The sequence below is a fragment of the Enterococcus silesiacus genome (assembly GCF_001886225.1).
Taxonomy (GTDB): Bacteria; Bacillota; Bacilli; order Lactobacillales; family Enterococcaceae; genus Enterococcus_L; species Enterococcus_L silesiacus.
Genome location: NZ_JXLC01000007.1, coordinates 109,182 through 121,768, shown reverse-complemented (window position 1 = coordinate 121,768; position 12,587 = coordinate 109,182). Strand labels below are relative to the sequence as shown.

Here is a 12,587-nt window from a genome sequence, read left to right as displayed (position 1 = left end):
TGAAAAAATGAACACACGAATTTTAACAACGTTAGGTTTTGATAAAGTCAAACAGCTGATTTCTCAATATGTGGTTACAGCACAAGGCTTGGAAGAGATCGAACACTTAGTTCCTATAAATGATGCAACAAGTATCCAAGCGTGGCTACAAGAAACGGAAGATGGATTGAAAATCCAACGTTTACGCGGCGGAATCCCGATTCCTAAGTTAGAGAATATTCGTCCTCATATGAAAAGAATCGAGATCGGTGCCGACTTAAATGGTCTTGAATTAGCACATGTGGGACGCGTACTGTCAACAACTTCTGAAATCATTCGCTTTTTCAATGATCTGCAAGATAGTGAAATCGAACTCTTAAGACTTTATTCTTGGATCGATCAATTAATTGTGTTGCCAGAATTGAGTCGTCGTTTGAAAGAGTCGATCGATGAAGATGGACGCGTGACAGACGAAGCCTCACCAGAACTAAAAATCATACGAAACAATATTCGTAAAAGTGAACAAACGATTCGCGAACAATTAGATGGCATTGTCAGAGGGAAAAATGCTAAATATTTAAGTGATGCAATCGTGACGATGAGAAACGAACGATATGTTATTCCTGTTAAGCAAGAATACAAGAGTGTCTTTGGCGGAGTAGTGCACGATCAAAGTTCTTCAGGGCAAACGTTATTCGTTGAACCCAAACAAATCGTCGATTTAAATAATCGTCTCCGTCAGCATCAAATTGCCGAACGCAATGAAATTGAGCGGATTTTGTCTGAATTATCAGCTGAGTTGGTTCCTCATCGAAACGATATCATGCATAATGCTTATGTCATAGGTAAATTGGATTTTATCAATGCTAAAGCTCGTTTTGGTAAAGAAATAAAGGCAGTGGTGCCTGAAATTAGTGAAGAGAATCATATTTACTTCAAACAAGCTAGACACCCATTACTTGATCAAGAGAAAGCTGTTCCAAATGACATCACTATTGGTCAAGAATATCAAGCAATTGTGATCACAGGACCAAATACTGGTGGTAAGACCATCACACTTAAAACATTAGGGTTACTTCAATTGATGGGACAATCAGGTTTACCCATCCCAGCTGGTGAAGAAAGCCGCATGGGTATTTTCGATGAGGTTTTTGCTGATATAGGCGATGAGCAGTCGATCGAACAAAGTTTAAGTACTTTCTCGTCCCATATGACAAATATTGTTGATGTGCTAAAGAAAGTTGATCGTCACAGTTTAGTGCTGTTTGATGAGCTAGGTGCCGGAACGGATCCACAAGAAGGTGCTGCTTTAGCTATTTCGATTTTAGATGCGTTAGGTAGTAAAAGTGCATATGTAATGGCTACAACTCATTATCCAGAATTAAAAGTATACGGGTACAATCGTGCTGGTACTATTAATGCCAGTATGGAATTTGATGTAGATACCTTGAGTCCGACCTATCGTTTATTGATTGGCGTTCCAGGACGCAGTAATGCTTTTGAAATCTCTAAGCGTCTAGGTTTAGATACCACGATCATCGATGAAGCAAAACACATCATGGATGGCGAAAGCCAAGATCTCAATGAAATGATTGCTGATTTAGAAAATCGTCGTAAAATGGCAGAAACGGAATATTTAGAAGTTCGTCATTATGTAGATGAGGCAAAACGACTGCATAGCGAACTAAAAGAAGCTTACGGATACTTTTTTGATGAACGAGAAAAAGAAATGGCAAAAGCACGTCAAAAAGCCAATGAACTTGTCTCCCAAGCAGAAGAAGAAGCCAGTGGCATTATCTCTGACATTCGCAAAATGCAGTTGACAGGTGGAAATCAAGGTGGTGTGAAAGAGCATCAGTTGATTGATGCCAAGTCTAAGCTTTCCAAACTTCATCAGGAAGAAACGCATTTAGAAAAAAATAAAGTCTTGAAAAAAGCGAAAGAACAAAAGAAACTAAAATCAGGTGATGAAGTCATCGTTAATACCTTTGGACAACGTGGAACCTTGATCCGTAAATCCAGCGATCATGAATGGCAAGTGCAGTTGGGGATTTTAAAAATGTCTGTTGACGAAAGTGATATGACACCCGTTGCACCAGAAAAAGAACCGACACAAAGAGTGACGGCTATTCGTTCAAGTGAAACTAGCCACGTAGCGAACCAATTAGATTTACGCGGGAAGCGTTATGAAGAAGCGTTGGCCGAAGTTGATCAGTATTTAGATGCTGCAATCTTAGCCGGTTATCCTCAAGTAACGATTGTACACGGTAAGGGAACCGGGGCTTTACGCACTGGGATTACGGATTATTTAAAGAATCATCGTAGTGTGAGCAGTTATGAATTTGCTCCAGGAAATCAAGGTGGTAATGGAGCAACGATCGTGAAATTTAAATAGGATGCTTACCTTTAGTAAGCAGGAAACTAGTCGGATAAGTAAACGAGTGTTATAATTGGTTTAGAAATCATCATCAAGCTTCACAGGCTAACCTTTCGGAAAAAAGATAAAAATGGAGTGAGACAAAAAGTAGCTCAATCAATTTTTTCCTATTTTTCTGTCAAGGCTGGGCGAGCCTGTTCAGCTTTAATAAGTAGGAGGTCTATAATATGACACAAGTAATTACTGATAAAGATTTTTCAACTGAAACAGATAACGGTCTTGTATTGATTGATTTTTGGGCGACTTGGTGTGGTCCTTGTCGTATGCAATCACCGATTTTAGAACAATTAAGTGAAGAATATGATGAAAGTGAAGTTAAAATTGCGAAGATGGATGTTGATGAAAATCCAGAAACTCCAGCTTCATTTGGCATTATGAGTATTCCAACATTGCTCTTGAAAAAAGACGGAGAAGTTGTAGAAAAAGCAGTAGGTGTTCATTCAAAAGAACAATTACGTGCAATGATCGACAAATATTTGTAAAATTAAAGGTAGGATGGAGAAGTTCTTCATCCTATTTTTTATGTCTAAGCATCAAGAAAATGGTATAATATGTTTTATCAATGGATTAGAAAGGAAGTATTATGAACGAAAGAATCAAAAATAAATTAGCATTGCTTCCTGATCAACCTGGTTGTTACTTGATGAAGGATAAAAATGGTACAATCATTTACGTTGGGAAAGCAAAAGTATTAAAAAACCGTGTACGTTCTTATTTTACTGGTAGCCATGATACTAAAACAGAACGGCTAGTCAGCGAAATTGAAGATTTTGAATATATTGTGACAGAATCCAACATTGAAGCGCTACTGTTGGAAATTAATTTGATTCATAAAAATAATCCTAAGTATAATATCATGTTGAAAGATGATAAAAGTTATCCGTTTATCAAAATAACAAATGAAGATTATCCACGATTATTGATTACCAGAAAAGTTTCAAAAGATAAAGCACTATATTTTGGTCCGTACCCTGATGTGGGAGCGGCTAATGAAACAAAACGTTTACTTGATCGGCTGTTTCCACTTAGAAAATGTCGAGTATTACCGAAAGAGGTTTGTCTTTATTATCATATGGGACAATGTTTAGCGCCATGTGTTTTTGATATTCCTAAATCAACCTACACTAAGATGGTCGCTGAAATCAAAAGTTTTCTAAACGGTGGCCATCCAGTGATTCAAGAAGAGATACAAAGAAAAATGAATGAAGCTGCGGAAAACATGGAATTTGAAAAAGCTGCAGAATATCGTGATCAAATCAAAGCAATCGAAACTGTGATGACCCGTCAAAAAATGACAAGCGCGGACTTAGTGGATCGTGATGTGTTTGGTTATGCTGTTGATAAAGGCTGGATGTGTGTTCAGGTCTTCTTTATCCGTCAAGGTAAATTAATTGAAAGAGATGTTTCAATTTTTCCTTTTTACAATGAAGAAGAAGAAGATTTTTTAACCTTTATCGGGCAATTTTACCAAGAAAACGAACACTTTATTCCTAGAGAAGTCTTGATTCCAGATAATATCGACGTTGCGAGTGTAGAAGCAATGCTTTCAACTAAGGTGTTGCAACCACAACGTGGAGAAAAAAAGAAATTAGTCAAATTAGCTGGCAAAAATGCAACGGTTGCACTACAGGAAAAATTTGATTTAATTGTACGAAAACAAGAACGCACAATTGGAGCGGTCGAGAAGTTGGGGAATGCCATGAATATCCCCACGCCTATAAGAATTGAAGCGTTCGATAATTCGAATATCATGGGAACCGATCCAGTTTCCGCAATGGTTGTTTTTATTGATGGCCGTCCAGATAAGAAGGAATACCGTAAATACAAAATCAAAACAGTTAAAGGTCCAGATGATTACGCTTCAATGCGTGAAGTGATTTATCGCCGCTATTCACGAGTGCTAAAAGAGAATCTGCCATTTCCTGATTTGATTTTGATCGATGGAGGTAAAGGGCAAATAGATGCAGCCAAAGAAGTTTTGGATAACCAATTAGGCTTAGATATTCCGATAGCTGGACTTGCTAAAAATGATAAGCATAAAACCAGCGAACTGCTTTTTGGTCCTCATTTAGACGTTGTTCCTTTAGAACGAAATTCACAAGAATTCTTTTTATTGCAGCGTATTCAAGATGAAGTACATCGATTTGCAATTACTTTTCATCGTCAACTGCGTAGTAAAAATAGTTTTGCCTCACGTTTAGATGATATAGAAGGATTGGGACCAAAAAGGAAAAAAGAATTACTAAAGCAATTTAAGTCATTGAAATATATTACAGCCGCTTCAATCGAAGAACTAAACGCTTCTGGATTACCGAAAAATGTCGCTAAGAATGTGTATGATCATTTACATCAAAAAGAATCTGATTCAGAGGAAACGACTTAATCATTGAATAAAAAACTGAAGCTCATGAAAATGGCTTTAGTTTTTTTCGTTTTTATGTATAAAAAAACTTGTCAAGAAAAACGCTTGTTTCTGAGAAAAAGTTTGACACAGCTAGTAACACGCGATACTATATCATTAGATGATATATCACTGAATGATATAAAGGGGCAAGATATCTTGGAAGATACACTGACGGATTCCACTTATTTGATTCTACTGGCCTTGCTAGAACCGCAACATGGCTACGCTATCATGAAAGAAGTGAACAGTTTAACAAACGGGCAGGTAGATATTGGTCCTGCAAGTATGTATACAATTTTAAAAAAGTTACAGAAAAGTGAATTGATTACATTAGAGGAGAGCAGTGAACGAAAGAAGATCTATTTAATTACGGAGAAGGGTCTTGAAAATTTAAAGCGAGATATCAAGCGTCGTAAACTTCTTTACCAAGCTGGAAACCGTCTGTTAGCTGAAAAAGGGAGAAATGAATGAACATGTTTAAGGGGAAAAAATATATTTGTTCTAGAGGGGTTGCATTTTATCCTGAGAAAGAAATGCAAGTTTTAAAAAAGCAAGCAGAAAAGGGTTGGCAGTTTAAAAAAATGAATCAAGCTGGTTTTCTTGTCTTTGAAAAAGGACGATCGGAAGAAAAAGCGTTCTCGGTAGATTTTTTTGATGGTTCATCGGAAGAATTGTCTGAATATTTGGTAATCTATGAACAGGCTGGTTGGGAATATATAACGAATTATAAAGACAAATATTTTTATTTTAAAGCTGATTGTGATACGCCAACGATTTATTCCGATTCCGAAAGTTACTGGATTCGTATGAAGAAGGAATGGCTGTGGCTATTGGTTCGGACGCTTATCTACTTACCTGTGGGAATTGGTCTTCTGGTGTTGCTTTTGTTAACAAAAGCAACTGAAAATAGTATGTTATCAAACATAGTTGTTCGAGGTACTTTGCTGTTTTTAGGTACGTTGTTTACAGCATTGCCGATTGGCGTAGTCATCAGTGTGCTTTTTTCATTAGTTATCTACAGTGATCGCACAAAATATTATAATCAGCCAGAGCGTTTTGCGAAAAGACAAAAAATTGTTAGAGATGCTATATTTTTAACAATCATCGGTTTTGTCGTAGGTGTGCTACTTAGTATCTTATTAAAGAATTCTTTTTAAAAACTATTGATACATGATAAAATTTATAAAGGATCGAAGAAATCTTCGCCCAATAAAATGAATAATTCACTTTTTTTATAAAGAGTTGATTTAATTTGAATACAGGAGGACGGAAAATGTTAGAAGTAAAGAATTTGGTTAAAACATTTGGGGACTATACAGCCGTAGATAATATGTCTTTTGAAATCCCAGATGGCAAAATCCTTGGATTAATCGGTCAAAATGGAGCAGGCAAGACGACGACTTTCCGTTTGATCTTGGACTTTTTAACCCAAGATAGTGGTGTGGTATTGTGGAATGGACATCAATTAAGTGGGAAAGATTACAATGATATCGGTTATCTGCCAGAAGAGCGTGGGTTATATCCAAAAGTCTCGATTCAAGAGCAATTGATTTACTTTGCTGAATTAAGAGGGAAGACAAAAAAGGAAATCGAACCTAAAATTGATGAATGGATGGAAAAGTTCAAAGTTAAAGGTAAAAAAACAGATAAAGTAAAATCATTGTCTAAAGGAAATCAACAAAAAGTTCAACTGATCGCTACACTGATTCATGAACCAAAATTGGTTATTTTAGATGAGCCATTTAGTGGCTTGGATCCAGTGAATGCAGAGTTGTTAAAAGATGGGATCATCGCGTTGAAAGAAAAAGGCTCGTGTGTAATTTTTTCTAGTCATAATATGGATAATGTTGAAAAAATTTGTGATCATCTTGTAATGTTAAGAAGTGGTGAGATGGTGCTTAATGGGAAAGTTCATGAGATCCGTGAAAGTTTTGGACGTACAAAGGTCTTCTTAGAATCCCCTTTGACCCCAGAAGATGTTTTAGCGGTAGACGGAGTACAATCAGCAGTAAAACGTGCTGATGGTGTCGTTGAAGTAACCTTGAGTGATCCAAAAGCGGGCCAAGAAATTTTTGCACGTGCAACTCAATTTGGCTACATTCCAATGTTTAATCAGCAACCACCGACCTTAGAAGAAATATTCAAGATGAAAGCAGGTGAGCCAAATGAGTAAATTTTGGATCATAGCAAGTGATGTTTATAAAAAGAATGTTAAAACTATTTCCTTTGCTATTATGATACTGGTACCCTTTATTGTTATGGGAATTATTTATGTTGCAGGTTCACTGGCAGACGGATTTTCTGAGGAAACAAAGGTTGGCCTTGTCTCAGACAATCAGGAGTTAGCGCAACAATTAGCAAAGTCAAAAACAGATGAGTATACGTTTAAAGTTGTTTCATCGCAAGAAGATGCTGAAAAACAGTTAAAGGATAAAGATATCGAAGCATTTCTAGTATTGGATACTGCAAAGCAACAAATTCAAGGGAAATTATATACAGAATCTTCTTTAGGTACAACGACAGAATTGATGATGAGTCAAATGCTCAACGGACTTCAGTCATCGTTGAATGCGAGTAAATTGAATTTAACATCTGAACAGGTGGAAAGCTTGAGTCAACCGGCGAATTTTGAAAAGAGTAAGGTTAGTTTTGATGACAAAGGAAAAATGACAACAGGCCAAGATAACACAGCGATCCAGTCGGCTTTATCATTTATTATCACAATTATTCTTTGGATTATTATCATCACGTATGCGTCAATCATTGCACAAGAAATAGCCTCTGAAAAAGGGACTCGAATCATGGAAGTTATTTTATCAAGTACCAAAGCGCAAACGCATTTTTATGGAAAATTGACTGGCGTCATTTTAGTCGCTCTTACTCAAATCGTGATTTATGCTGGAGCATTTGGAATCGGCTACACACAATTAAAAGACTTAGATATGGTAAAAGGCTTATTAGAGGGCCTTTCCTCGACTAATCTACTGGGTAGCTTCGTAATCTATACTTTGCTATTCTTTGTGTTAGGAGTCTTCGTGTACTCAGTGTTAGCTGCTTTGTGTGGATCTTTGGTATCCAAACCCGAAGATACAGCAAAAGCAGTTCAACCGATTATTTATATTGCGATGATTGGTTACTTTATCGGGATTTCATTAGGTATGGGTGACCCACAAAATATCGTGATCAAAGTTACCTCCTATATTCCACTGATTTCATCTTTTATCATGCCAATTCGTTTAGCAAATGAAACGGTAACAAACACTGGAGCGATGATTTCTGTTGTGATTCTTTTCGTTTTCGGCGTATTATTGACCCTATTTTCAGCGAAACTCTATAAATCAAATGTATTGGTTTATAGTGAAGGCGGCGTTTTAAAATCTCTAAAACAATCGATTTCGATTTTAAGAAATGAACGCCAAAAATAGCCTAAACACCAGAAAAAAGCAATGAAGCATTTCTTCACTGCTTTTTTTCTTGTAGTCTTAACGGCACAGTATTTCTTTCAATCAGTTGAACACGCATTTCTTGTTGCGGAATCGTTTCTTTATTCAGTTGGTTATGAATATAAATAAATGAATTTTCAGCTTGGCTTTTAATCGAGTAGTCCACAGTTGTAATATGCATCAAGCGACTGATTTCACTATTGTCAAAACCAATAACAGCAACATCTTCAGGGGGCGAGTAGCCCAATGTTTGTAATTCAGAAATAAAGCCGGCAGCAACAGAATCTGTATAAAAAGCCATTGCATCCGTTTTGTTAACCATTTCATGCCATAGTTGAGCGATATTTTGCCCGTTATCGATTCTGGATTGATCATGAAAAATCCATTCATCTTTGACTGGAATATTTATTTCTTTGTGAAAATCCTCAATAGCCTTAAGTCTTGCTTTTGTATTCAGATTTTCAACATTTCCCAGAACATGACCAATTGAGCGGTAACCCCGTTGATACAAATAATGCAGTGATCTTAGGTAACCAGAATAATGATCGACGTATGAAGAATAAATTCGTTCAGAATCAATCCGATGCCAAGTAGCAATCGGCCCATAAATACTGTAAGGTTCAATGACTTCCCATTTATTGGCTCGAGTTAAGATAAATACACCATCAAGCTGTTTGTACTTCATTTGATTTAAGGCTTCAATCTCTTTTTTCTTATCTCCATCGGTAAAATATAATGTTACATAATAATTATATTTCTTCGCAATTGAGATGAAGCTTTGAAGAAAAATTCCTAAAGGATCCATATAACCTTGAGCAAGAAAACCAATCGTTTTGGTTTCGCCACTTTGTAAATTTCGTGCTATTAAGTTAGGTGAGTAGGATAACGCTTCCATTGCTTCTAAAACTTTTTCACGGCTGTCTTTACTAACATAGCCATTTCCCGAAATTACCCTGGAGACAGTTGACTTTGATACTTGCGCTTTTTTTGCGACATCGATAATTGTGGTCATCAGCACACCTCGTTTATTGAATGATTGTAGATAGGTTTTAATTACTTTCTTAAGTACAATTTTAACAGTAAAGTTCTCTCACTTTTTAAGTATAACATAAATTAATTAAAAAAAGACCTTGACATGGGAACATTCCCACACATTATGATGTAAATGTAAACGATGTCAGAACATATTCTGAACAAAAAATCAGGAGGGAAACACATGACAAGAGATGCTTTAAAAATCGCAACAATTGGTGGAGGTTCAAGTTATACACCAGAATTAATCGAAGGATATATTAAAAGAAAAGATGAGCTACCAATCAAAGAAATTTGGTTAGTCGATATTGAAGCAGGTAAAGAAAAATTGGAAACAGTTGGCGCCATGGCAAAACGCATGGTCAAAGCAGCTGGATTGGACTGGGAAGTTCATTTAACCTTAGATCGTCGTGCAGCATTAAAAGATGCTGACTTTGTGTCAACACAATTCCGTGTAGGATTACTTGACGCACGTATCAAAGATGAGCGTATTCCTTTATCGCATGGCGTTTTAGGACAAGAAACAAACGGAGCAGGTGGTATGTTTAAAGCGTTCCGAACAATCCCTGTTATTCTTGGTATTATTGAAGACATGAAAGAATTATGCCCAGACGCATGGTTGGTTAACTTTACAAACCCAGCTGGCATGGTTACAGAAGCGGCAATCAAGCATGGCGGTTGGAAAAAAACGGCTGGGTTGTGTAATGTACCGATTGGTCACAGAAAACAAGCAGCTGAAAAATTAGGTATTCCAGAAGATGATTTATTCTTCAAGTTTGCTGGGATCAATCACTTCCATTGGCACCGTGTTTGGGATAAACAAGGAAATGAACGAACACAAGAATTGATCGACTTAATTTATGGACCGCAAGAAGACTCTGAAAGTCACTTGAAAAATATCCATAACGCACCATTCCATTATGAACAAATCAAAGACTTAGGGATGTTGCCTTGCGGCTATCACCGTTATTATTATATCGAAGATGAAATGCTGAAACATTCAATTGAAGAATTTGAAAAAGGAGAAACAAGAGCACAAGTCGTTAAAGAAACGGAAGCTCGTCTGTTTGAACTTTATAAAGATCCGAACTTAGATTACAAACCAAAAGAATTAGAACAACGTGGTGGTACACACTACAGCGATGCAGCCTGTGAATTGATCGCATCGATCCATAATGATAAACGTACAGATATGGTTGTTTCAACTGAAAATAATGGAACAATCACTGATTTACCATACGATTGTGTCGTTGAAGTTTCTGGACCTGTAACAGCTCATGGACATGAGCCTTATAATTGGGGTGCTTTCCCACCAGCTGCTCGTGGTATTATTCAAGTAATGAAAGGCATGGAAGAAACAGTGATTCGTGCTGCTATTGATGGAGACTATGGTGCAGCATTGCATGCATTTACGATCAACCCATTAGTTCCAGGTGGCGCAATGGCTAAAACATTACTAGATGAGCTATTGATCGCGCACAAAGATCATCTACCAAACTTTTCTGCAGCTATTGCAAAGATTGAAGCAGAGCAACCAGATACGGTGGCATATGTAACAGAATTGATGAAAAGTAACTAAAATATAAAAAAGCGACTAAGATCTAACTCCAAGAGTTAGATCTTAGTCGCTTTTTTATCGTAAAAATATTTTTTAATTGCTATTTAAAAGGTTTTTTTGAATAAATACAATAAGCTCAAACCACATTCTTTCATCAAGAAAGCTATTTATAAAGAAAAATTTTTTCTTTTCCTTTTCTTCATGCACTTCAAAGTTGTCAACAATCGCAATATCTGCCTCAGTTAATTGGTTAGTGAAGGTGATAGTTTCAGGGTTAAAGAGTGTTAACAACCTATTTTTAATAAAGATGGAGCCAAAATTATTACTGCTGTACTGAATGTAAATAGTGATTGTAGGAAGTAAAAACATATCGGTTAAGATCGTCAATAACATATAAATGCCCAAATTAAACGAGGAATCAATGGTAAATTCAGGATGGTTTTTTCTAAAATTTTTATAAAAACTAAAATTTTTAGGATGTTTTTTTATATATTTTTTAAGAAATTCTGTATTGTCTTGCTCATTGATCATTACTTGCCTAAAAAAGTTCATTGGATTGATTTCAAAATAATTAGAATGAACTAACCCGATAAGAACATAATAAAATATGCTTGCTTTTTTTTGGGGATTCATGAGAGTTGTAGGATAAAAACTTTTTTCATATTCATTGATTAGTAATTCACTTGAAAAAACTAAAGTAGATGTTCTTGGAAAGGTGTTAAAAAGTATGACTTTTTCTTTTGAAGAATCGATATCAGAAATGAAACTTCTAAGCATCAAGTTAAAAAATAGATGCTCATCTTCTGATATGAAATACCTTTTCACAATGCTCGAAATTTCTGTCGTAATTTCAAATGGTTGTAGAATGCTTTTTATTTCTTTAGGTAAAATTATTGGGTATTTATATTGCCTCATAAAAGTGATTCCTAACATTAACTTTATTCGTTTAATGACAGAGGCAGAGTAGCGTTTTTTCAAACTTTCCACTACATCAGGACATGTAAAAACACTATTGAGTTCCGATTCAAAAGGAATAAGAATCCCTCTATAGGCATTCCAATAAAAATAAAAACTAAACATTCTTAAATGTTTTTCTTCTCCACACAAATTCTGATCTGAATGAAAAATCACTTTTATATGAAAACCTTTAAGTTGTTCGTTCAATGTATTGATCTGCTTGTAAAGATAAGGAATGCTTACAAATAAATCTTCTGCTAATTCATCTGCAGTTAAATAACTTTTAGTAAAAATACTGGAAATAATTTTGAATTGTAACGATTCATTTAAGTAATAGAGCCTTAAATGAACAACAAGATAATCAATTTTAAAATCTGAATGATTGGTTACTTGAAAACCTCCCGTATTTCTTTCAAAAGCAATCATTTTTAAGTCATGATTATTTTGAATATCTGTTTCTAATTCATTAAAGTAACGTTTTAAAGTACTTAATGAGATATCTAAATAATGTTGGAGATAGGTGAAAGGAACTTTTTCACCATCTTCGAAAATCAATACTTTAAAAAGTTCTAATTTTTTCTTGTGTTTATCATTTAAAAAAAATTCCATTCATATACGTCCTTTAAGTTAGTAGTTTTCCGTGGAATTATAGAGTAGAAAAAAATCAAAGTCAATGAATCGATAATCAAAAACAAGAATTTTTGTTTTGTATTTGTTATTTTTATATATATTTAATTCCGTTTGGAAAGTGTTTATTCATATAATTTTGTTATTTTA

Annotated in this window: 10 protein-coding genes; 8 read left to right on the top strand and 2 right to left on the bottom strand. The window is 35.5% G+C overall.

The genetic code is table 11. The features are described 5' to 3' along the window. Positions 1-7: 7 nt before the first annotated feature. The 7 genes from RV15_RS06820 to RV15_RS06790 all read left to right on the top strand — a co-directional run bounded on the left by RV15_RS06820 (position 8) and on the right by RV15_RS06790 (position 8,245). Positions 8-2,374 carry an endonuclease MutS2 gene (locus RV15_RS06820; RefSeq protein WP_071877340.1) on the top strand — a complete coding sequence of 789 codons (2,367 nt, stop codon included), beginning with the start codon at positions 8-10 and terminating at the stop codon, positions 2,372-2,374. 209 nt (positions 2,375-2,583) lie between these two features. Next, entirely contained in the window at positions 2,584-2,898 is a 315-nt protein-coding gene (gene trxA / locus RV15_RS06815; RefSeq protein WP_025868832.1) for a thioredoxin, read from the top strand. Between the two features lie 101 nt (positions 2,899-2,999). After that, positions 3,000-4,799 carry an excinuclease ABC subunit UvrC gene (uvrC, locus tag RV15_RS06810; RefSeq protein WP_071877300.1) on the top strand — a complete coding sequence of 600 codons (1,800 nt, stop codon included), beginning with the start codon at positions 3,000-3,002 and terminating at the stop codon, positions 4,797-4,799. A 54-nt stretch (positions 4,800-4,853) separates the two neighbouring features. Next, positions 4,854-5,291 (top strand): PadR family transcriptional regulator, encoded by a 438-nt coding sequence (locus RV15_RS06805; protein ID WP_425429267.1) that lies wholly within the window; start codon positions 4,854-4,856, stop codon positions 5,289-5,291. Continuing rightward, positions 5,288-5,977 carry a DUF2812 domain-containing protein gene (locus RV15_RS06800; RefSeq protein WP_083429123.1) on the top strand — a complete coding sequence of 230 codons (690 nt, stop codon included), beginning with the start codon at positions 5,288-5,290 and terminating at the stop codon, positions 5,975-5,977. The genes RV15_RS06805 and RV15_RS06800 overlap by 4 nt, the downstream gene beginning before the upstream one ends. Positions 5,978-6,093: 116 nt before the next feature. After that, positions 6,094-6,993 (top strand): ABC transporter ATP-binding protein, encoded by a 900-nt coding sequence (locus tag RV15_RS06795; protein WP_071877299.1) that lies wholly within the window; start codon positions 6,094-6,096, stop codon positions 6,991-6,993. After that, positions 6,986-8,245, top strand: coding sequence for an ABC transporter permease (locus RV15_RS06790; RefSeq protein ID WP_071877298.1), 1,260 nt, complete (start codon positions 6,986-6,988; stop codon positions 8,243-8,245). The genes RV15_RS06795 and RV15_RS06790 overlap by 8 nt, the downstream gene beginning before the upstream one ends. Positions 8,246-8,279: 34 nt before the next feature. Here the strand turns inward: RV15_RS06790 and RV15_RS06785 are convergent, their stop codons facing one another. Then, positions 8,280-9,275, bottom strand: coding sequence for a LacI family DNA-binding transcriptional regulator (locus RV15_RS06785; protein ID WP_071877297.1), 996 nt, complete (start codon positions 9,273-9,275; stop codon positions 8,280-8,282). A 204-nt stretch (positions 9,276-9,479) separates the two neighbouring features. Between RV15_RS06785 and RV15_RS06780 the strand changes: the two genes are divergently transcribed. Further along, positions 9,480-10,874 carry a 6-phospho-beta-glucosidase gene (locus tag RV15_RS06780; RefSeq protein WP_071877296.1) on the top strand — a complete coding sequence of 465 codons (1,395 nt, stop codon included), beginning with the start codon at positions 9,480-9,482 and terminating at the stop codon, positions 10,872-10,874. Between the two features lie 72 nt (positions 10,875-10,946). Here the strand turns inward: RV15_RS06780 and RV15_RS06775 are convergent, their stop codons facing one another. After that, positions 10,947-12,419, bottom strand: a complete 1,473-nt coding sequence (locus tag RV15_RS06775) for a helix-turn-helix domain-containing protein (RefSeq protein WP_071877295.1) — start codon at positions 12,417-12,419, stop codon at positions 10,947-10,949. Positions 12,420-12,587 lie beyond the last annotated feature (168 nt).